The sequence below is a fragment of the Streptomyces sp. NPDC023481 genome, assembly GCF_055560195.1.
Genome location: NZ_JBVHJE010000001.1, coordinates 570,048 through 591,110 on the forward strand (window position 1 = coordinate 570,048; position 21,063 = coordinate 591,110).

The 21,063-nt window shown below is 73.9% G+C and carries 17 protein-coding genes, 1 tRNA gene and 2 pseudogenes; 14 read left to right on the top strand and 6 right to left on the bottom strand.

Going from position 1 to position 21,063, the window contains the following annotated elements; genetic code table 11:
• Positions 1-139: 139 nt before the first annotated feature.
• The 3 genes and pseudogenes from ACZ3ZD_RS02725 to ACZ3ZD_RS02735 all read left to right on the top strand — a co-directional run.
• Positions 140-1,309, top strand: a complete 1,170-nt coding sequence (locus tag ACZ3ZD_RS02725; RefSeq protein WP_467392707.1) for a sensor histidine kinase — start codon at positions 140-142, stop codon at positions 1,307-1,309.
• Positions 1,310-1,341: 32 nt separating this feature from the next.
• Complete coding sequence (locus ACZ3ZD_RS02730; RefSeq protein ID WP_467392709.1) at positions 1,342-2,007, top strand: response regulator; 666 nt, start codon at positions 1,342-1,344, stop codon at positions 2,005-2,007.
• Positions 2,008-2,110: 103 nt separating this feature from the next.
• Positions 2,111-2,326: pseudogene (locus ACZ3ZD_RS02735) on the top strand (helix-turn-helix domain-containing protein); the annotation flags it as partial.
• A gap of 548 nt (positions 2,327-2,874) precedes the next feature.
• Here ACZ3ZD_RS02735 and ACZ3ZD_RS02740 read toward each other — a convergent pair.
• Positions 2,875-3,717, bottom strand: a complete 843-nt coding sequence (locus ACZ3ZD_RS02740) for a hypothetical protein (protein WP_467393323.1) — start codon at positions 3,715-3,717, stop codon at positions 2,875-2,877.
• A 115-nt stretch (positions 3,718-3,832) separates the two neighbouring features.
• Here ACZ3ZD_RS02740 and ACZ3ZD_RS02745 point away from each other — a divergent pair, with 115 nt between their 5' ends.
• The 3 genes from ACZ3ZD_RS02745 (at position 3,833) to ACZ3ZD_RS02755 (ending at position 5,801) form a co-directional block, all read left to right on the top strand.
• Positions 3,833-4,306 (top strand): DUF2690 domain-containing protein, encoded by a 474-nt coding sequence (locus ACZ3ZD_RS02745; protein ID WP_467393281.1) that lies wholly within the window; start codon positions 3,833-3,835, stop codon positions 4,304-4,306.
• 354 nt (positions 4,307-4,660) lie between these two features.
• Positions 4,661-5,650, top strand: coding sequence for a malate dehydrogenase (locus tag ACZ3ZD_RS02750; RefSeq protein ID WP_467392712.1), 990 nt, complete (start codon positions 4,661-4,663; stop codon positions 5,648-5,650).
• A gap of 78 nt (positions 5,651-5,728) precedes the next feature.
• Positions 5,729-5,801 (top strand) — tRNA-Gly (locus ACZ3ZD_RS02755).
• 53 nt (positions 5,802-5,854) lie between these two features.
• On the opposite strand, the gene ACZ3ZD_RS02760 is transcribed toward ACZ3ZD_RS02755, so the two are convergent.
• Positions 5,855-6,676: a serine hydrolase domain-containing protein gene (locus ACZ3ZD_RS02760; protein WP_467392714.1), complete on the bottom strand. Its 822-nt coding sequence runs from the start codon at positions 6,674-6,676 to the stop codon at positions 5,855-5,857.
• Positions 6,677-6,783: 107 nt separating this feature from the next.
• The gene (locus ACZ3ZD_RS02765) at positions 6,784-8,181 is read right to left on the bottom strand and encodes an MFS transporter (protein ID WP_467392716.1); all 1,398 of its coding nucleotides are present in this window, start codon (positions 8,179-8,181) and stop codon (positions 6,784-6,786) included.
• Positions 8,182-8,277: 96 nt separating this feature from the next.
• On the opposite strand from ACZ3ZD_RS02765, the gene ACZ3ZD_RS02770 reads away from it, so the two are divergent.
• The 6 genes and pseudogenes from ACZ3ZD_RS02770 (at position 8,278) to ACZ3ZD_RS02795 (ending at position 16,942) form a co-directional block, all read left to right on the top strand.
• A complete protein-coding gene (locus ACZ3ZD_RS02770) occupies positions 8,278-9,195 on the top strand; it encodes a LysR family transcriptional regulator (protein ID WP_467392718.1) in 918 nt (305 codons plus the stop codon).
• 276 nt (positions 9,196-9,471) lie between these two features.
• The gene (locus ACZ3ZD_RS02775) at positions 9,472-10,992 is read left to right on the top strand and encodes an aldehyde dehydrogenase family protein (protein ID WP_467392720.1); all 1,521 of its coding nucleotides are present in this window, start codon (positions 9,472-9,474) and stop codon (positions 10,990-10,992) included.
• A gap of 65 nt (positions 10,993-11,057) precedes the next feature.
• Positions 11,058-12,590, top strand: a complete 1,533-nt coding sequence (locus tag ACZ3ZD_RS02780) for a GMC family oxidoreductase (protein ID WP_467392722.1) — start codon at positions 11,058-11,060, stop codon at positions 12,588-12,590.
• Positions 12,587-13,651, top strand: a pseudogene (locus ACZ3ZD_RS02785) (quaternary amine ABC transporter ATP-binding protein); the annotation flags it as partial. The gene ACZ3ZD_RS02780 and the pseudogene ACZ3ZD_RS02785, both read left to right, overlap by 4 nt.
• A gap of 392 nt (positions 13,652-14,043) precedes the next feature.
• Positions 14,044-15,987: an ABC transporter permease gene (locus ACZ3ZD_RS02790; protein ID WP_467392724.1), complete on the top strand. Its 1,944-nt coding sequence runs from the start codon at positions 14,044-14,046 to the stop codon at positions 15,985-15,987.
• A gap of 1 nt (position 15,988) precedes the next feature.
• On the top strand, positions 15,989-16,942 hold the full coding sequence (locus ACZ3ZD_RS02795) for an ABC transporter substrate-binding protein (protein WP_467392726.1): 954 nt from the start codon (positions 15,989-15,991) through the stop codon (positions 16,940-16,942).
• 6 nt (positions 16,943-16,948) lie between these two features.
• On the opposite strand, the gene ACZ3ZD_RS02800 is transcribed toward ACZ3ZD_RS02795, so the two are convergent.
• Together ACZ3ZD_RS02800 and ACZ3ZD_RS02805 are read right to left on the bottom strand one after the other, a co-directional pair.
• Positions 16,949-17,698, bottom strand: coding sequence for an isocitrate lyase/PEP mutase family protein (locus tag ACZ3ZD_RS02800; protein ID WP_467392728.1), 750 nt, complete (start codon positions 17,696-17,698; stop codon positions 16,949-16,951).
• Positions 17,695-18,195: a carboxymuconolactone decarboxylase family protein gene (locus ACZ3ZD_RS02805; RefSeq protein WP_467392730.1), complete on the bottom strand. Its 501-nt coding sequence runs from the start codon at positions 18,193-18,195 to the stop codon at positions 17,695-17,697. Before ACZ3ZD_RS02805 ends, ACZ3ZD_RS02800 begins: the two co-directional genes overlap by 4 nt.
• 47 nt (positions 18,196-18,242) lie before the next feature.
• Here ACZ3ZD_RS02805 and pdxR point away from each other — a divergent pair, with 47 nt between their 5' ends.
• Positions 18,243-19,640 (top strand): MocR-like pyridoxine biosynthesis transcription factor PdxR, encoded by a 1,398-nt coding sequence (gene pdxR / locus ACZ3ZD_RS02810; RefSeq protein ID WP_467392732.1) that lies wholly within the window; start codon positions 18,243-18,245, stop codon positions 19,638-19,640.
• 23 nt (positions 19,641-19,663) lie between these two features.
• On the opposite strand, the gene ACZ3ZD_RS02815 is transcribed toward pdxR, so the two are convergent.
• Positions 19,664-20,506, bottom strand: coding sequence for a DMT family protein (locus ACZ3ZD_RS02815; RefSeq protein ID WP_467393283.1), 843 nt, complete (start codon positions 20,504-20,506; stop codon positions 19,664-19,666).
• Positions 20,507-20,623: 117 nt separating this feature from the next.
• Between ACZ3ZD_RS02815 and ACZ3ZD_RS02820 the strand changes: the two genes are divergently transcribed.
• Positions 20,624-21,058, top strand: coding sequence for a hypothetical protein (locus ACZ3ZD_RS02820; protein WP_467392734.1), 435 nt, complete (start codon positions 20,624-20,626; stop codon positions 21,056-21,058).
• Positions 21,059-21,063: the final 5 nt, after the last annotated feature.

Below are 21,063 nucleotides of genomic sequence, written 5' to 3' on the forward strand. Positions count from 1 at the left end.
GCCGTCCGCCGCGCGGCGCCTCAGCCGCCGGGTTGAGCCGCCCACCCACCTGCGGGCGCAGCCGGCCCGGGAGGTGCAACTTCCGCGGTACCGCGTGCGGTTGATCCCGGCGTGCGCCCGTGCGGGTTACCCTGCGGCGATGCGACTGAGGACCCCCCGCCCGCTGGTCGTGGACGCGCTGATCGCGGTGGCCATGACCGTGGTGGCCGTCCTGCTCGGTCAGGAGTCCCGCTCGCAGGGATGGCCGGAACTCGACACCCGCGCCTACGTCCTCGTCGCCTTCGCCCATCTCCCGGTCGCCCTGCGCGGCCGCCGCCCCCTCGTCGTCTTCGCCGTCATCGAGGCCGCAGCGGTCGTCTTCGTCACCCTCGGCTACTGGCCCGTGGTGTGCACCTTCGGCGTCATGCTCGCCCTGTACACCGTGGCCTCCGTCCGCCCGGTGCGCACGGCCCTGGCCTGCGCCGCCTGCGCGACCGCGGTCTGGGTGTACGCCGGTGTGGTCAGCCACAGCCCCTCCATGGCGTCCGTGGTCGGCCAGGCGCTGCTGTACTGCTCGGTGCTCGTCTGGTTCGGGCAGCTGGCCCGGCGCAGCGCCGAACTCACCCGGCGGCTGCGGGACGAACAGGCCGAGCGGGCCCGGCGCGCGGTCGCCGAGGAACGCGGCCGGATCGCCCGCGAGCTGCACGACGTCGTCGCCCACCACATGTCGGTGATCTCCGTGCAGGCCGGACTCGCCCGGTTCGTCTTCACCTCCGACCCAGCGAAGGCGCGGGGGGCGCTCGGCACCATAGCGGACACCAGCGGCGAGGCCCTGGAGGAGCTGCGGCGCATGCTCCAGGTGCTGCGCGAGGAGGACCCCGAGGCGCCCGAGCGGGCCCCCATGCCCACCCTGGCCCGGCTCGGTGAACTCGTGGACCGGGTCCGGGCCGGCGGCCTGCCCGTGGACCTCGTGGTCGAGGGCACCGCCCGGCCGCTGCCGCCCGGCGTCGAACTGTGCGCCTACCGCGTCGTCCAGGAGGCCCTCACCAACGCCCTCAAGCACGCCGGGCCCGCACACGCGCACGTCGAACTCCGGTACGACACAAACGAGTTGAGCGTCCGCGTCACCGACGACGGCGAGGGCGCGGATCCGGCCAGAGTGCCGGCGGGCAGTGGCCACGGCTTGATTGGCATGCGGGAGCGGGCCAAGCTCTACGGGGGGACGATCACCGTCGGCCCTCGCTCCGAGGGCGGCTACGAGGTCCGGCTGACCCTGCCGACGACGGCCGCCGAACGCGGCCGCGGGGGCACGCCGGAGGCGGAGCGGTAAGGCAGCGCACGTCGGGGGGACGACCGTACGGCATGATCAGAGTGCTCGTCGTGGACGACCAGTTCCTCATCCGCGCCGGACTCGTCGGCCTGCTGGACGCCGCGCCCGGCTTCGAGGTGGTGGGCGAGGCGGGGGACGGCGAGGAGGCCGTACGGCTCGCCGCCGAGACCCGCCCCGACGTCATCCTCATGGACATCCGGATGCCCGGAGTCAACGGCATCGAGGCCACCGAGCGGATCCTCGCCGAGGCCGCCGACCGCCCGCCCCGGGTCCTGGTGCTGACCACCTTCGACCTCGACGAGTACGTGTACGGGGCACTGCGGGCCGGTGCCTCCGGGTTCCTGCTGAAGGACTCCGGGCCCGAGCGGCTGCTCGCCGCGGTCACCGCGGTCGACGGCGGTGACGCGTTGTTCGCGCCCAGTGTCACCCGGCGCCTGGTGGAGGCCTTCGCCCGGCAGCAGGAGCCCGCGCAGAGCGCGCCGCCGCCCGACCTCGGCGTGCTCACCTCCCGTGAGGTGGAGGTCCTCAAGCTCACCGCCCGCGGCCTGTCCAACCTGGAGATCGCCGACCGCCTCTACATCAGCGAGGCCACCGTCAAGACCCACCTCAACCGCACCATGACCAAGCTCGACCTGGGCAGCCGGGCGCAGGCGGTGGTGCTGGCCTACGAGTCGGGCCTGGTGACCCCGGGCGGCTGACCGCCCGCTCCCGTGCACGGCTCCCCTCGGGGAACTGGGATCCTTGGTCAGCGCGGAAAGCGCGGCAAGGAGCACGGGGGAAGAGGGGAAGAGGGGATAGGCGATGCCTCGCTGGGAAGCCCTGCCGGAGGATCTGGAACCGCAGATCGAGGAACTCACCGGCCGTTTGCGGCGGTTGGTGGACGACAGCGGCCTGAGCATCGCGGCACTGGCCGAGCGCACGGGCTACGGCACGAGGTCCTGGGAACGGTATCTGGGCGGCCGGCTGCTCGCGCCCAAGGGTGCGGTCATCGCCCTCGCGGAGGCCACCGGCACCGAGCCCGCCCGGCTGACCCCCCTGTGGGAACAGGCCGAACGCGCCTGGACCCACGCGCACCTACGCCGCCCGCAGGCACGGGCCGCCCTCGACGCCACGGGGGGCGGCGCCGCCGACACGGGGGGCGGGGGTGGCGGTGCCGCTTTTACGGGGGGTGCGGGTGGCGGTGCCGTCGCGTCGGGGGCCACGGGTGCGGGTGCCGACGTGCCGGGGGCCGCTGGTGCGGGTGCCACCGTCGTGCCGGGGACCACGGGTGCGGGTGCCGCTGGTACGGGGGGCGGGGGTGGTGGTGCCGCCGTTGTGCCGGGGAGCGCCGATGCCGGTGCCGCCGTCGCCAAGGGCAGGGGTGGCGGTGCCGCTACCGCGCCGGGGACCGCGGGTGCGCCGGGGACCGCCGGTGCCCCGCCGAGGACACCGGGCCGGCCGACGGACGCAGGCACGGACAACGACACCGACACCGGCGCCGACATCCAGGACAGCGCCCCGAAGGGCTCCCGTTCCGCTTCCGAGGGCACCGACGCGCCCCCCGGCAACTCCTGGGGCCTGGCCGGTTACCGGGGCCCGTCGAAGGCGACGGCCCGCAGGGGTGCCCGGCCGCAGGAGGATTCCGCCGGCAGCCAGCCGTCGGCCGAACCTGCCGGGGACCGGCCGACGGTCGACCCCACCGGCTCCCGGTCGTCGGCCGAGCCCGCTGATTCCCGGTCGTCGGCCGAGCCCGCCGGCCCCCGGTCCTCGGCTGAGTCCAGCGGCTCCCGGTCGCAGGCGGATTCCGCCGACATCTGGCCGTCGGCAGCACCTGCCAGCCCTTGGCCGTCGGTTGAGTCCACCGGCGCCGGGCCGCAGGCCGAGGCTGCTGATTCCCGGTCCTCGGCTGAATCCAACGGCTCCCGGTCGCAGGCGGATTCCGCCGGCAACCGATCGTCGGGTGTACCCATCGGCCCCCGGTCCTCGGCTGAGTCCAGCGGCTCCCGGTCGCAGGCGGATTCCGCCGACATCTGGCCGTCGGCAGCACCTGCCAGCCCTTGGCCGTCGGTTGAGTCCACCGGCGCCGGGCCGCAGGCCGAGGCTGCTGATCCCCGGCCGTCGGCCGATCCCACTGGCACCCGGTCGCAGGCCGATCCCACCGGAATCCGGCCGCAGGCGGATCCCACCCCCGCCCGGCCGCAGCCCGCACCCGCCAGCCCCTGGCCGTCCGCCGCATCCGCCAGCCCCTGGCCGTCGGCCGGATCCCCCGGCACTCGGCAGCCGGCCGCATCCGCCAGCCCCTGGCCGTCGGCCGAACCCACCGCCGCCCGGCCGCAGCCCGCATCCGCCAGTCCCTGGCCGTCGGCCGGATCCACCGGTGCCCGGCAGCCGGCCGCACCTGCCGGCCCCCGTTCGTCGGCCGCGCGCACCGGCACCTGGCCGCGGGGCGACTCCACCGGCGCCCGGCCGCAGGCGACCCCGGACGGGTCCGCCCCGGCCTCCACCGCCCGGGAGGCGTCGTCGCCGCGGTGGCAGCAAGTCGTGATGTTCTTCGCGGGGCTGGTCGGTGTGGGTGCGCTCATCGCCGGGGTCTTCTACTTCACCCACGGGGACCACGACGGGCACAAGAACGGCGGTGGGCGGGCGCCCTCGGCGTCGGCTTCGGCGCGTACCAGTCCGCCGCCGGGGGTGAAGTGTGTCGGGGACGCCTGTGCCGGCAAGGACGCGGAGGCCATGGGGTGCAGCGGGGAGTCGGTGACGACCGCCAAGACCGCCACCGTCGGGACGACCACCCTGGAGGTCCGCTACAGCAAGGTGTGCGGCACGGCCTGGGGGCGGATCACCAGCGGCGCACCGGGGGACACCGTACGGGTCCTCGTGGGGAGCAAGCGCCTGGCGGGTGGCATCACGGCTGCCGGGGACACCATCGGATACACCCCGATGATCGTCGTACGGGACCCGGCGCAGGCCAGGGCCTGTGCCACGCTCGCCACGGGGCAGACGGGCTGCACGGAATGAGGGACCGGGCGGCCTGAGGAACAGGAAGTTCCGGTGGGGCGGCATAGGGGGCCCGCCTCCGGGGCAGGCGAACGGTACCCCCACGGGAGTCCGGTACCCCGGTACCCCCCACCGGCGGCCGCCTCCGTCCCCCCTCTCCCGGACGGGCGGCCGCCCCCGCGTACCCCGCCCGTGCCGCGGCCGGCACGGCGATACGTCCCCGCTGATCCCCTTGTGGGGTGAGCCACACGGCCCCGGACGTCCCACCTGCCGGATGCGCGATAGCCTGACCGCTGGATCTCTCTTGATGCCAAGAGATCGATCATCCGCCCGGGGCAGTGACGCCCCACCGCCAGCTGTCATACGGAGAACGCCATGACCCGCACTCCCGTGAACGTCACCGTCACCGGCGCGGCCGGCCAGATCGGTTACGCCCTGCTCTTCCGCATCGCCTCCGGCCAGCTGCTCGGCGCGGACGTGCCGGTCAAGCTGCGCCTCCTGGAGATCACCCCGGCCCTGAAGGCCGCCGAGGGCACCGCGATGGAGCTGGACGACTGCGCCTTCCCGCTGCTCCAGGGCATCGAGATCACCGACGACCCGAACGTCGCCTTCGACGGCGCCAACGTAGCCCTGCTGGTCGGCGCCCGCCCGCGCACCAAGGGCATGGAGCGCGGTGACCTGCTGGAGGCCAACGGCGGCATCTTCAAGCCGCAGGGCAAGGCCATCAACGACCACGCCGCGGACGACATCAAGGTCCTCGTCGTCGGCAACCCGGCCAACACCAACGCGCTCATCGCGCAGGCCGCCGCTCCGGACGTCCCGGCCGAGCGCTTCACCGCGATGACCCGCCTGGACCACAACCGCGCGCTGACCCAGCTCGCGAAGAAGACGGGCGTGACGGTCGCCGACATCAAGCGCCTGACCATCTGGGGCAACCACTCCGCCACCCAGTACCCGGACATCTTCCACGCCACCGTCGCCGGCAAGAACGCCGCCGAGGTCGTGAACGACGAGAAGTGGCTGGCCGAGGACTTCATCCCGACCGTCGCCAAGCGCGGTGCCGCGATCATCGAGGCCCGCGGTGCCTCGTCGGCCGCCTCCGCCGCGAACGCCGCCATCGACCACGTGCACACCTGGGTCAACGGCACCGCCGAGGGCGACTGGACCTCCATGGGTATCCCGTCGGACGGCTCCTACGGCGTCCCGGAGGGCCTGATCTCCTCCTTCCCCGTCACCACCAAGGACGGCAAGTACGAGATCGTCCAGGGCCTGGACATCAACGAGTTCTCCCGCGCCCGCATCGACGCCTCCGTCAAGGAGCTGACCGAGGAGCGCGAGGCGGTCCGCGGTCTCGGCCTCATCTGACCTGACGTGGTGTGACCCCGGCGGCGGTGCGCTATAGTTGATCACGCACCGGCCGCCCGGAAACCGGCACCAGGTGATGCGTTGGTGGTCCAAGGAAAGACGCCCCGCTTCCTGCGGGGAGATGCAGGTGCAAGGCCTGCCCGGCGCTCCACACACGAAGTCCCCTTCCACAGCCGCGGAAGGGGACTTCGTCGTATCCGGCCTCTACGCGCCCCGGAGCAGTTCGATCCCGGCCCGGTCCGTGTCCTCGGACCGCCCGTTCAGCCGGTGGACCACGACCCAGCTCCCGTCCGGCACCGCCCCGGCGAACACGGACGCGTCCCGGGTGGCGCCGTTGTGCCAGTACAGCGGCCCCGCCGTCTGCCAGCCGACGGCCGGTTCGCCCAACCGCCGCCGCACCAGCAGCCGTACGACGAGATCGGCGACGGCGCGCGGGGTCGCCCACAGCCCGCCCGCCGGCAGGACCGCGCCGTCCATCGTCCACGGCCTGCGCCGCGTGCCCGGCAGCAGTCCGGGCGCGGTCAGCCGCTGTCCGGGAGCCGGGTGCGCGGTCACCTCGGTGAGGCCCAACGGCCGCAGCACGTAGGCCTCCAGGAGGTCCTCGTAGGCGGCGCCGCCCGCGGCGGTCAGGGCGGCGCCGAGGACGGCGTACCCGAGGTTGGAGTACTCCTCCTCGCCCGGCGGGCGTACGACGACGGTGTCCAGGGTGCGCACCAGCCGCAGCAACTCCGCCCGGCCGAAGGGCGCGTACGGGTCCCGGTGCCCGAGGCGCGGCGGCAGCCGGGGCAGTCCCGAGGTGTGCCGGGCCAGGTGGAGCAGGGTGATGCCGGTGCCGGGCGGCGCCGGGAGCCACCGGTCGAGGGGGTCGTCGAGGCCGAGCACGCCCGCCTCCGCCATCCGGGAGAGCACCGTCCCGGTCAGCGCCTTGGTGAGGGAGCCGATCTGGACGTACCGGTCCACCGCGTGCCCCCCGGTCACCCGCGCCGGCCCCGCGTCGGTCAGCACACAGGTCGGGATACGGCGCACGGGCGGGTCCTCTCGGCGGTCGGCTGGCAACGACACCACGCGTCTCGGCGGGCACCCGCCCACCGCACCACGGATTCTCCGCCCCGGACCCGCACCCGGGGGCGCCTTCAGGCCACCGGCTCCTCGGCGGCGGCGGCGCCCGTGGCCGTGCGGGACCGGCGGGTGGCGGGGCGGTAGCCGGTCACGACCAGCAGCGTCGCCAGCAGGACCACCGCGCCGACGGTGCGCAGCGCCGGACCCATCCCGCTCGCGAAGTCCGGGTGGCCCGCCAGCGCCGTGCCGGCGACCGCGACCCCGAGGGCCGCGCCGATCTCCCGGGCCGAGGTGCCGAGCCCGGAGCCGAGGCCCGCCTGGTGCGGCGGCAGGGACACCACCACGCCCAGGGTGAGCGCCGGCATGGCGAGGCCGGTACCCACCGAGATGACCAACAGCCAGCACGCGTACAGCGCGTACGGCGTGTGCGCGTCCGCCGTGGACGCGGCCAGCAGGCCCGCGCCGATCAACGCGAGCCCGGTGCCGACGACCGGGCGCGGACGCGCCGACCAGCGGGCCGCGAACCTCGGGACCAGGGCCATGCCGACGATCAGCGGCACGATCGCGACCCCGGTCATCGCGGGCCCGAACCCCTTGACCCCCTGCAGGTACTGCGAGTTGACGAAGAACAGCGCGAACAGGCCGAAGAAGCCGGTCGCCAGGCCCAGCGTCGTCGCGCGCAGCCGGCCGGAGCGGAAGACGCGCGGGTCGAACAGCGGGGCCCGCGAGCGCAGGGCGTGCGTGGTGAAGGCCGCCACCAGCAGGGCACCGACGCCGAACGCGGTCAGGATGCGCGCCGACGTCCAGCCGTGGCCGGGGCCCTCGATGATGCCGAACAGCACGGCCACCAGGCCCGCGGTGAGCAGCAGGGTGCCGACCGGGTCCGGGCTGCCGTGCGCGGAGCGGGCGGTGCGCGGGGTGGTGACCGCCACGGCGACGGCGAGGACGGCCGCCAGCGGCACCATCGCGGCGAACAGCGCCCGCCAGGACAGGTACTGGCCGGCCAGGCCGCCGCCCAGGTTGCCCGCCATGCCGCCCAGCCCGATGGCCAGCGTCCAGGACGCCATCGCCTGGGCCCGGCGCTCGGGCCCGGCCAACTGCACCAGGATGGACATCGTCGCCGGGGTGATCAGCGCGGCCCCCGCCCCGGACAGGCCCCGGCCGGCGACGAGCAGCGCGGGCACGGGGGCGAGCGCGCTGGTCGCGGCGCCCGCGGCGAACAGGGCCAGACCGCCGAGCAGCGCACCCTTGCGGCCGTACCGGTCGCCGAGCGCGCCGGCCGGGATCAGCAGACCCGCGAAGACGATGACATAGGCGTCGACCGTCCACAGGATCTCGGTGTGCGAGGGGTGCAGGGCGGACGAGGCCAGTTGGGGGATCAGCAGGTTGACGGCGGCGACCATGCTCTGCGCGACCAGTACGCAGGCGCACAGGGTCAGCAGGGCCGGACGTGCAAGGGCGTGCGAGGGCACGGCTCCTCCCGGGAGCTGGTGGTGTGGGATGCGCTCTCACCGTAGGCTCGCCCCCGACCTGCCTTCCAGTGCAACCTTCGCAAGGAACACCTGCACATGACGCAATCCACGGGCCTGGACCTGAATCTGCTGGTCGCGCTGGACGTGCTGCTGGAGGAGGAGAGCGTGCAGGGCGCCGCCCGCCGGCTGCACCTGTCCGAGCCCGCGATGAGCCGCACCCTCGGCCGGATCCGCAAGGCGCTCGGCGATCCGGTGCTGGTCCGCGCCGGCCGCCGGATGGTGCCGACCCCGCACGCGCTCGCGGTGCGCGCCGAGGTCGGTGCGGTGGTGGAGCGGGCCCGCGCGCTGTTCGCGCCGCACCGGGACACCGATCTGCGCACGGTCACCCGCACCTTCACGATCATCGGCCACGACGCGATCGCCGCGACCCACGGTGCCGCCCTGTTCGCCCGTGCCGCCCGCGAGGCCCCCGGCATCCGCCTGCGTTTCCTGAGCGAGAGCCACGTCGACGCCCCGTTCCTGCGCCAGGGCACCGCCGACCTGGAGGTCGGGGTGATCGACTCGGTCGCGCCCGAGGTGCGGGTGGAGACGGTGTGCGAGGACCGCATGCTGGGCGTCGTACGGCCCGGACACCCGCTCCTCCAGGGCGAGTTGACACCCGAGCGGTTCGCCGGGGCGGCGGGCCACCTCATCGTGTCCCGGCGGGGCAGGCAGCGCGGCCCGGTCGACGACGCCCTCGCCGAACTCGGCCTGGAACGCCGGGTGGTGGGGAGCGTCGGCACCTATCCGGCCTCGCTGTTCGTGCTGGCCGAGACCGACCTGATCGGGCTGGTCAGCCGGTGGGGCCGGCCGCTCGCCGACACCCTCGGCCTGGTCGTCTTCGAGGTCCCGCTCCGGCTGCCCGCCGTGGGGCTGGGCCTGGCCTGGCACCCGCGCCACGACGCCGACCCGGCCCACGCCTGGCTGCGCGGCTGCGTACGCGAGCTGATGACGGACGTGTCAGCCCCGCGGTGACGCGCGCCCTTCCGGTGCCCCCGATTCCGGGAGGACCACCGCGTCGTCTTCCGGCCACCGCTCCTTTCCGGCCATCGTGCGCCTCCGTGCAGGGCGGTTAACATTTCTTTTCAGAGTAGATTTGTCTGATTTAGGCCGCCTTTTTAGTGACGCGGAACACTTTCGGCCATAGATTGCGCATGCAACGCGAACGCTCGGGGCAGGCGGCGACGGTCCCCACGCGAGACACCCGTGTGACGCAGGGGCACCGAACAGGAACGGAAGGCGACACCGATCATGGCGGAAAGAACGGAACGAAAGGCCCAGGCGACCATCCACGCGGGCGGCGAATGGCTGGAAGCCGCCTCCGGCGCGACCCGGGACATCCTCGACCCCGCGGACGCCCTCCCCTTCGCCGTCGTCGCCGAAGGTGACGAGAAGGACGCGGAACGCGCGATAGCCGCCGCCCGGCAGGCCTTCGACGAGGGCCCCTGGCCGCACACCCCGGCCGCCGAGCGCGCCGCCCTGCTGCGCCGGGTCGCCGACCTCCTGGTGCGCGACCGCGAGGAACTGGGCCTGCTGGAGAGCCGGGACGCGGGCAAGACCGTCGAAGAGGGCCGCGTCGACATCGACTGCGTCGCCGACGCCTTCCGCTACTTCGCCGACCTGGTCGCCGCCGAGGCCCCCGGCCGGGTGGTCGACGCGGGCTCGCCCGACATCCACAGCGTGGTCGTCCACGAACCCGTCGGTGTCTGCGCGCTGATCACCCCCTGGAACTACCCCCTCCTCCAGGCCAGCTGGAAGATCGCCCCGGCCCTCGCCGCCGGCAACACCTTCGTGATCAAGCCCAGCGAGATCACCCCGATGACGACGATCGCCCTGATCGAGCTGCTGACCGAGGCCGGTCTCCCCGCCGGCGTGGCCAACATCGTCACCGGCCCCGGCCACACCGTCGGCGCCCGGTTCGCCGACCACCCCGACGTCGACCTGGTCTCCTTCACCGGCGGCCTGCTCAGCGGTACCAAGGTCGCCCAGGCCGCCGCGCCCACCGTCAAGAAGGTCGCCCTCGAGCTCGGCGGCAAGAACCCCAACGTGGTCTTCGCCGACGCCTGCGCCACCGAGGAGAGCTTCGACACCGCCGTCGACCAGGCCCTGAACGCGGCCTTCATCCACAGCGGCCAGGTCTGCTCGGCCGGCGCCCGCCTCATCGTCGAGGAGTCGGTCCGCGAACGCTTCGTCGCCGAACTCGCCCGCCGCGCCACGAAGATCCGCCTCGGCCGCGGCACCGAGGACGGCGTCGAGTGCGGCCCGCTCGTCTCCGAGCAGCACCGCGCCAAGGTCGAGGCGTACGTCACCTCCGCGCTGGTGGAAGGCGCCGTACTGCGCTGCGGCGGCAAGCGTCCCGAACCGTCACCCGAGCGCCCGGAGGCCGGCTACTTCTACGAGCCGACCGTCCTCGACGCCTGCCACCGCGAGATGAAGGTGGTCCGCGAGGAGGTCTTCGGTCCGGTCCTCACCGTCGAGACCTTCCGCACCGAGGAAGAGGCGGTGTTCCTCGCCAACGACACCGAGTACGGCCTCGCCGGCGGGGTGTGGACCAGCGACCCCGGCAAGGCCCGCCGCGTCGCCGGCCGGCTGCGCCACGGCACCGTCTGGATCAACGACTTCCATCCCTACCTGCCGCAGGCGGAATGGGGCGGCTTCGGCAAGAGCGGTACCGGCCGCGAGCTGGGCCCGGCCGGACTCGCCGAGTACCGCGAGACCAAGCACGTCTACCAGAACCTCGCCCCGAAGCCCGTCCGCTGGTTCGCCGGCTGACCCCCGGCCCCACCGCACCCCTCCCCTCCCTCCCCGTCCCCGGCACACCCCCGGAGTAGTACCCCATGTCCCACACCCCCCATGTGTACGACTACGTCGTCATCGGTGGCGGCACCGCGGGCTCCGTCATCGCCTCCCGCCTCACCGAGAACCCGGACGTCACCGTCGCCGTCATCGAGGGCGGCCCGAGCGACGTCGACCGCGACGACGTCCTCACCCTGCGCCGCTGGATGGGCCTGCTCGGCGGCGACCTCGACTACGACTACCCGACGGTGGAGCAGCCCCGCGGCAACTCCCACATCCGGCACAGCCGCGCCCGCGTCCTCGGCGGCTGCTCCTCGCACAACACCCTCATCTCCTTCAAACCCCTGCCCTCCGACTGGGACGAGTGGGAGGCCTCCGGCGCCAAGGGCTGGGGCGCCGTCCCCATGGAGGCCTACTACGCCCGCCTGAAGAACAACATCGTCTCCGTGGACGAGAAGGACCGCAACGCCATCGCCCGCGACTTCGTCGACGCCGCCCGGTCGGCGCTCGGGGTACCCCGGGTCGAGGGCTTCAACCGCAAACCGTTCACCGAGGGCGTCGGATTCTTCGACCTCGCCTACCACCCCGAGAACAACAAGCGGTCCTCGGCGTCGGTGGCGTACCTGCACCCGGGGATGGACGAGCGGCCCAACCTGACGATCCTGCTGGAGACCTGGGCGTACCGGCTGGAACTCGACGGCACCCGCGCCGAGGGCGTGCACGTGCGCACCAAGGACGGCGAGGAACTGCTGATCCGGGCCCGCAACGAGGTCGTCCTGTGCGCGGGCGCCGTCGACTCCCCGCGGCTGCTGCTGCACTCGGGCATCGGCCCCGCGAAGGACCTCCGGGCCCTCGGCATCCCCGTCGCGCACGACCTGCCGGGCGTCGGCGAGAACCTGCTCGACCACCCCGAGTCGGTCATCGTCTGGGAGACGAACGGACCCATCCCGGAGAACTCCGCGATGGACTCCGACGCGGGCCTCTTCGTCCGCCGCGATCCCGATCACGCGGGCCCCGACCTGATGTTCCACTTCTACCAGATCCCGTTCACCGACAACCCGGAACGGCTGGGCTACGAGCGGCCCGCGTACGGCGTCTCCATGACCCCGAACATCCCCAAGCCCAAGAGCCGCGGCCGCCTCTACCTCACCAGCGCCGACCCCTCCGTGAAGCCCGCGCTGGACTTCCGGTACTTCACCGACGAGGACGACTACGACGCCCGGACCCTGGTCGACGGCATCCGCATCGCCCGGGAGATCGCCAAGACCGAACCACTGGCCGGCTGGCTCAAGCGCGAGGTGTGCCCCGGCCCCGAGATCCTCGGCGACGCCGAGCTGAGCGAGTACGCCCGCAAGGTCGCGCACACCGTCTACCACCCGGCCGGCACCTGCAGGATGGGCGCCGCCGACGACGAACTGGCCGTGGTCGACCCGGAGCTGAAGATCCGCGGTCTCGACGGCATTCGCATCGCCGACGCGTCCGTCTTCCCCACCATGACCGCCGTCAACCCGATGATCGGGGTGCTCATGGTCGGGGAGAAGGCCGTCGACCTGATCGGAGGTGACCCCCGATGAGTCTCACCGTCCCCACTCGCAAGCCCCCCACCACCAACGAGCCCGTCTTCTCGGTGTCCGGCCTGTGGAAGGTCTTCGGACCCAAGCCGGAGCGGATACCCGGCGACCCCGAGCTGACCGCGCTCGACCCCGCCGAACTGCGCTCCCGCACCGGCTGTACGGCCGCCGTCCGGGACGTCTCCTTCGACGTCCGCAAGGGCGAGGTCTTCGTCGTCATGGGCCTGTCCGGCTCCGGCAAGTCCACCCTCGTCCGCTGCCTGACCCGCCTCATCGAACCGACCGCGGGCACGATCTCCATCGACGGCGAGGACGTCCGCGCGATGGACCGGTCCCGGCTGCGCGAACTGCGCCGGCACCGGGCCGCGATGGTCTTCCAGCACTTCGGCCTGCTCCCGCACCGCACGGTCCTCGACAACGTCGCCTACGGCCTGGAGATCCAGGGCGTCGGCAGGTCCGAACGCCGCGAGCGGGCCGCCGAGTTCGTCGCCAAGGTCGGCCTCGAAGGCATGGAGAAGCGCCGGCCCGGCCAGCTCTCCGGCGGCCAGCGCCAGCGCGTCGGCCTGGCCCGCGCGCTGGCCGTGGACCCCGAAGTACTGCTCTTCGACGAGCCGTTCAGCGCGCTGGACCCGCTCATCCGGCGCGACATGCAGGAAGAGGTGGCCCGCCTGCACAGCGAGGAGGGCCGCACGATGGTCTTCATCACCCACGACCTCAGCGAGGCCCTCAAACTCGGCGACCGCATCGCCCTCATGCGCGACGGCCGCGTCGTCCAGCTCGGCACCCCGGAGGAGATCGTCGGCTCCCCGGCCGACGACTACGTCCGCGAGTTCGTCCGGGACGTTCCGCGCGAGCAGGTCATGACGGTGGGTACGGCCATGCGCCCGGCCCACGCCGGCGAGTCCGCCAACGGCCCCGCGGTACGCCCCGAGGCCACGGTGGCCGAGGCCATCGAGGCGGTGGCCCGTGCCGGCACCCCGGCCCGCGTCATGGACCAGGGCCGCTGCCTCGGCGTGGTGGACTCGGACGCCCTCCTGGGCGTGGTCGCGGGAACGACCGTGGAACCGGCGGACGGAACCGCCGGGGAGACGACGAGCGACGGTACGGGCGCCGGCGTACCCGTGGGTGACGGTGCTGCCGGAACGACGGGTGACGGTCCCGGCGCGGCGACTGGTGACGGTCCCGGCGCGGCGACGGGTGGCGGTGCCGCCACGGCCGCGCACGACGATGCCGCCGTAGCCGCGGACACCGGCGCCCCCGCAGCCCCGCGCGACGAAACCGCCGTGAAGGCGGACGGTGACGCCCCCGCGTCCCCGCGCGATGACGCCTCCGTGAAGGCGGACGGTGCCGCGGGAAGGCGGGCCGGCCGGAAGGCCGCGTCCCTCCCGGAGACGGCGTCCCGCAGGCGTGGGCAGGAGAACTCCCGCGGGCCCCGGAGCACCCCGGAGGCCGTCTGATGGCAACGCTCGGTATCCCGGCCCTGCGCACCGGTAAACCCCGCATCCTGAAGAGCCGAGCCGCGGGCAAGCTGCTGCTGCTCGCCCTCGTCGCCGCGGTCCTGGCCCCCTGGGCCGCCGCCCACTGGCCCGGCGCCGCCTGGCCGCACCAGCTGACGATCAGCCTCGACAAGTCCCTCAGCAGCGCCAGCGACTGGGTCATCGACAACCGGGACAGCCACCCGCTGTTCCTGTACTTCTTCGGCTACATCAGCAACGCCGTCATCCTGGCCGTCCGCGCCGTCTACCTCACCCTGCTCGCCGCGGGCTGGGCCGGTGTCACGGCCCTGGGCGCGCTCACCGCCTGGCGCCTCGGCGGGGCCCGCCTGGCCGCCGGCACCGCGGCCGCGTTCCTGGCCTGCGGTGCGCTCGGCATGTGGATCCCGACCATGCAGACCCTCGCGCTGATGGTCGCCGCGGTCCTCGCCTCCGTCATCGTGGGCGCGCTGCTCGGTCTCGGCGCCGGCCTCTCGGACCGCCTGGACCGCGCCCTGCGCCCGGTCCTGGACACGATGCAGGTGCTCCCCGCCTTCGCCTACCTCCTCCCCGTCGTCCTGGTCTTCGGCATCGGCGTCCCCGCGGCCGTCCTCGCCACCGTCGTCTACGCCGCCCCGCCCATGGCCCGCCTCACCGCGCTCGGCCTGCGCGGCGCCGACCCCGAGGTCCTGGAGGCCGTGGAGTCGCTCGGCGCCACCCGCCGCCAGCGGCTGCTGACCGCGCGCATCCCACTGGCCCGCAAGGAACTCCTCCTCGGCCTCAACCAGACGATCATGATGGCGCTGTCCATGGCCGTGATCGCCGCCGTCATCGGCGCCGGCGGCCTCGGCGACCGCGTCTACCAGGCGCTCGCCTCCGTCGACGTCGGCGCGGCGCTCGCGGCCGGCATCCCGATCGTGCTGCTCGCGGTGGTCCTGGACCGCGTGACCGCGGCCGCCGGGGCCGCCGCCGACGGGACGCGCACCCGGGCCATCGGCTGGCCGTACGCCCTCGCCGTCACCGTGGCCGTCGCCCTCGCCGCCCGCCTCCTCGGCGCGCTCGACTGGCCCGCCGGCTGGACCGTGGACATCGCCGCACCGGTCAACCGCGCCGTCAACTGGATGACCGCCCACCTGTACTCCGGCGTCCCCGTGATCGGCGGCACCGCGGACTGGGCAGGCCACTTCACCACCTGGGTGCTGGACCCCGTCCGGGACGGCCTGCAGTGGCTGCCGTGGTGGTCGGTGCTGCTGATCGTCGCCGCGCTGGCCTGGCTGATCGGCACCTGGCGCACCGCGCTGACCGCCGTCCTGGCCATGGCCGTGATCGGCGTGCTCGGCGTGTGGGAGCCGTCGCTGGACACCCTCTCCCAGGTGCTCGCCGCCGTCGCCGTCACCCTCGTCCTCGGTTTCGCGACCGGTGTCGCCGCGGCCCGCAGCGACCGGGTCGAGCGGATGCTGCGCCCGGTCCTGGACGTCTTCCAGACCATGCCGCAGTTCGTGTACCTGATCCCGGTCGTCGCCCTGTTCGGCGTCGGCCGCGCTCCCGCCGTCGCCGCGGCCGTCGTCTACGCCCTCCCCGCCGTCGTCCGGATCACCACGCAGGGCCTGCGCCAGGTCGACCAGGCCGCGCTGGAGTCGGCGCGCTCGCTCGGCGCGACCGGCCGCCAGCAGCTGTGGCAGGTGCAGCTCCCGCTGGCCCGGCGCGCGCTGCTGCTCGCCGTCAACCAGGGCGTGGTCCTGGTACTGGCCGTGGTCATCATCGGCGGCCTGGTCGGCGGCGGTGCCCTCGGCTACGACGTCGCCTTCGGCCTCGCCCAGGGCAACCTGGCGACCGGCCTGGTCGCCGGTGCCGCCATCGTCTGCCTGGGCCTGATGCTCGACCGGGTGACCCAGCCGACGGAGGGCCGCCCGAGGAAGGGGGCCTGACATGCGCCTTCGTACGACCCTCCCGGCCGCCGTCGCCGTGCTGGCCCTGGCCACCGGCTGCGGCGCCGCCGACATGACCAAGCAGGCCTCGCCCTTCGCGCACGCGGGCGGCGGGAAGTCGGTCACGCTGTCCGTGCAGTCCTGGGTGGGCGCGCAGTCGAACGTGGCCGTCGCCCAGTACGTCCTGGAGCACAAGCTCGGCTACCGGGTCGACACCGTCCAGGTCGACGAGGTGCCCGCCTGGGACGCGCTCAGCCAGGGCCGCGTCGACGCCCTTCTGGAGGACTGGGGTCACCCGGACCAGGTGAAGCGGTACGTCACCGACAAGAAGACGATCACACCGGGAGGCGCCCTCGGGGTGACCGGGCACATCGGCTGGTTCGTGCCGACGTACCTGGCCAAGCAGCTCCCGGACATCACCGACTGGCGGAACCTGAACAAGTACGCCTCGCTCTTCCGCACCGCGGAGAGCGGCGGCAAGGGCCAGCTGATGGACGGCTCGCCGTCGTACGTCACCAACGACAAGGCGCTGGTGAAGAACCTGAAGCTGGACTACCAGGTCGTCTTCGCCGGTTCCGAGGCGGCGCAGATCACCCAGATGAAACAGTTCGCCAAGGAGAAGAAGCCCTTCCTGACGTACTGGTACTCGCCCCAGTGGCTGTTCGAGAAGGTGCCCATGACGGAGGTGAAGCTGCCGCCGCACAAGGACGGCTGCGACACGGACCCGGCGAAGGTCGCCTGCTCCTACCCGCACACCCCGCTGCAGAAGTACCTGAACGCGGACTTCGCGAAGACCGGCGGCAAGGCGGCGGCCTTCCTCAAGAAGTTCCGGTGGACGACGGAGGACCAGAACGAGGTCTCCCTGATGATCGCCGACCAGAAGATGGACCCGCAGACGGCGGCGAAGAAGTGGGTGGACAGCCACCCCGACGTGTGGAAGAAGTGGCTGTCCTGACGTCGCTCACCGGGCCAGCCCGTCGGCGATCTCCCGCAGCGCGGCCGCCGACCGCCGCTGGAGACCCGGCCCGAAGGTGACCCGGGTGGCCCCGAGCCCGCCGAGCGCGGCGGGCCCGGGGCCGTCCCCGTCCAGCCGGGCCAGGGCGTTCAGCGGCCCCTGGATCCCGGCCCGCAGCAGGGGCAGCACCGCCGCCGGGGCGAGGATCGGATACACGCAGTCCGCGCCCGCGGCGACGTACAACGCGGCCCGCTCGATGGCCCGTTCGGGGTCGCCGTCGCCGTGCACGAAGACGTCCACGCGGGCGTTGACGAACAGCCGGTCGGCGGCCGCGGCCCGCACCTCGGCGAGGAAGTCGGCGTGCTCGTGCGGGTCCTTGAGGACACCCCCGTCGGAGTCCTCAAGATTGCAGCCCACGGCGCCCGCCGCCAGCAGCCGCTCGACCAGCTCCCGCGGGGCGAGCCCGTACCCTCCCTCGACGTCCGCCGACACCGGCACGTCCACCGCCCGGGTGATCCGGGCGACCGCCGCGAACATCTCGTCGGCGGGGGTGGCCCCGTCCTCGTACCCGAGTGCGGCGGCCACGCCGGCGCTCGGCGTGGCCAGCGCGGGGAACCCGGCGGCCACACACACCCGTGCGCTCGCCGCGTCCCACGGCCCGGGCAGCACCAGGGGCTCACCCGGGACGCGGCCCCGGTGCAGGGCGCGGAACGCCTCCGCCTTGTCCCGCCCGGGCCGCTGCGGGCCGCCGCTCACTTGTGCTGCCCGGGCCGGTAGTGCCCCGGGGTCATCCGGAAGGTCACACCGAACCGGTTCCAGGCGTTGATCACCGTGATCGCGGCGACCAGCCGGGCCAGCTCGGTCTCGTCGAAGTGCCGGGCCGCCCGCTCGTACACCTCGTCCGGCACGAAGCCGTCGGTGATCACGGTGATCGCCTCGGTCAGCTCGATCGCCGCCAGCTCCCTGTCGGTGTAGAAGTGCCGGGACTCCTGCCACGCGCTCAGCTGCACGATCCGCTCGACGCTCTCGCCGGCCGCCAGGGCGTCCTTGGTGTGCATGTCGAGGCAGAACGCGCAGTGGTTGAGCTGCGAGGCGCGGATCTTCACCAGCTCGTAGAGCGTGGGGTCCAGGCCCTGCCTGGCCGCGCTGTCCAGGCGGATCATGGCCTTGTAGACGTCGGGGGCGTGCTCGGCCCAGCCGAGCCGCGGGGCTTCTTCGGTGGCGTAGATATCGGTTTCCTGTGCGGTGCTCATGCCTTCGACCCTAGGAGCGAGGCAGCCCAGGAGTATGGTCCATTTCCATGGCGGATTCCTGGGCCACCCTGGGTGTGGACCTGCACCTCGAACACACCGGGGCGGGCGGTGTGCGCCGGGGCCTGACCGACGCCCTGCGCGACGCGGTCCGCTCCGGCCGGCTCGCCCCCGGCACCCGGCTGCCGTCCTCCCGCTCCCTCGCCGTCGATCTCGGCGTCGCCCGCAACACCGTCGCCGAGGCCTACGCCGACCTGGTCGCCGAGGGCTGGCTCACCGCCCGGCAGGGCTCCGGCACCCGGGTGGCCCCCGGCGCCCCCCACGGCCACACGGCACCCGCCGCCCCCGCGCCACCCCACCGCGCCCCCGCCCGCCCGCGCCACGACCTCGTCCCCGGCACCCCCGACCTGGCCGCCTTCCCACGCACCGCATGGCTGGGCGCCACCCGCCGGGTCCTGGCCACGGCCCCCTTCCACGCCCTCGGCTACGGCGACCCCCGCGGCCGCCCCGAACTGCGCACCGCCCTCGCCGGCTACCTCGCCCGCGCCCGCGGGGTGCGCACCGACCCCGAGACCCTGGTGATCACCGCGGGTTTCTCGCACGCCCTGACCCTCCTCGGCAAGGTCCTGCGGGCCCGCGGGGTGCGCACGGTGGCAGTGGAGTCGTACGGGCTCCACGTCCACCGGACGCTGCTGGGGAACGCGGGCCTGGCCACACCCCCGCTGCCCTACGACGACCTCGGCACGGACCCCGGCGAGCCGGGGGACGCCGGCGCGGTCCTGCTCACCCCCGCCCACCAGTTCCCGATGGGCATGCCGCTGCACCCCGACCGGCGGGCCGCCGTCGTCGCCTGGGCCCGCCGCACCGGCGGTCTGGTCCTGGAGGACGACTACGACGGCGAGTTCCGCTACGACCGTCAGCCCGTCGGCGCCCTCCAGCAACTCGCCCCCGACCGGGTCGTCTACCTCGGCACGGCCAGCAAGTCACTCGCGCCCGGACTGCGGCTGGGCTGGATGGTGCTGCCGCCGGCCCTGGCCGCGGAGGTGGTCTCGGCCAAGGGGGCCGCGGACACCGTCGGCGCGCTGGAACAGCTCACGCTCGCGGAGTTCCTCACCTCCGGCGCGTACGACCGCCATGTCCGCTCGTCCCGGCTGCGCTACCGCCGGCGCCGTGACGCCCTCACCGCCGCCGTGGCCGCCCGGGCCCCCGAGGTCCACGTCACCGGCATCGCCGCCGGCCTCCACGCGGTCCTGCGCCTCCCGCCGGGCACCGAGGAGTCCGTGGTCCAGGCCGCGGCCTGGCAGGGTCTCGCCCTGCACGGCCTCTCCTTCCACCGCCACCCCCAGGCCGTCACCCCACCGCTGGACGCCCTGGTCGTCGGCTACGGAACCCCTCCGGACAGCGCGTGGGCGGCGGCACTGGAGGCGCTGTGCCGGGTGTTGCCGTAGGCCCTCGACGCGCGCGGGGGCCCTCACGCCTCCCCGGCCGCCCCCTCCGTCACCGGAGCCTCCCCGAACCGCGCCAGCAGCAACGCGCCCGCCACCGCCACCGCGAACCCCAGCGCCGCCACCCCGGTCATCCCCTCCCGGGTCCGGTCGCCGAGCCAGATCACGCCCACCGCGGCCGGACCGAGCGTCTCCCCGATCACCATGCCCGCCGTCGCGGTCGTCACCGAGCCCCGCTGGAGGGCCGAGGTGAGCAGGAGGAACGCGGCACCGCCGCCGAGCAGCAGCGCGTACGCCGCCGGGTTGACCAGCAGGTCGGCCGGCCGCAGCGAGTCGATCAGCCGTACCGCCACCTCCACGACGCCGAACCCGCACCCGGCGCCGAGCCCCAGCAGCAGCGCGCGGGCCCGGCCGGACAGGCGCCCGCCGATCCAGCCGAGCAGCAGCACCCCCGCCGCGGCCGCCACCATCGCGTACCGCAGCCAGTGCGGGCCGGTCCGGTCGCCCTCGGCGCCCGAGGCCAGCCCCAGCAGGGCGAGCCCGGCGCACACCACCCCGACCGCGCCCCACTCCAGGCCGCTCAGCCGGACCCGCAGCAGCCGCGCCGCCACCACGGCGGTCACCGCGAGGCTCGCCGCCAGGGCCGCGCCCACCGCGTAGATCGGCACCGACCGCAGGGCCGCGATCTGCAACACGAAACCGAGCCCGTCCAGCGCGAGCCCGGCGAGGTACCGCCACTGCCGCAACGCCCGCAGCAGCAGCGCCGCGTCCCCGCCGCCGCCCTCCTGCGCACCCGCCACCCGCGCGGCCACCGCCTGCAACACCGTCGCGGTCCCGAAGCAGACCGCCGCCCCCAGGGCGCACACCATTCCCAACAGCACGAAGCGACTCTAGGCGAGCGCGGGATCGAGGGCCCCCGTGCAGGGGGCCGTACCGGCTCTCTAGGCTGGCCACGGACACGACAACTCGACGGGGGAGACACCACCATGGAGCGCACACGCCGGCCTCTTCGTTCCGGCACGGTCGTCCTGGGGGGCGTGGGCCTGCTGGCCGCCGCGCTCACCGCCTGCTCGTCCGACCCGGACAAACGCTGCGTCGACCGCGAAAGTTACCAGCGCGGCAAGGGGTACGAGGTCGTCTCCGACAGGAACTGCAAGACGTCGGGCACGACCGGCAAGACGACCGGCAAGACGACTGGCAGGACGACCGGCAGGACCGGCGGGAAGAAGGCCGGGAAGCAGCCCGACGCCGCCTGGTACTACGGCGGCGAGAAGAAGAACGGCCGGGTCGACGGCGGTTCCTTCACCAAGCCCGGCGGCGGCTCGGGCAGCGGCTCGCGCGGCGGTGACGACGACCACCACGGCGGGAGCGGAGTGCACCGCGGGGGATTCGGCGGCGGCCACGGCAGCTCCGGCGGCTGAGCGGA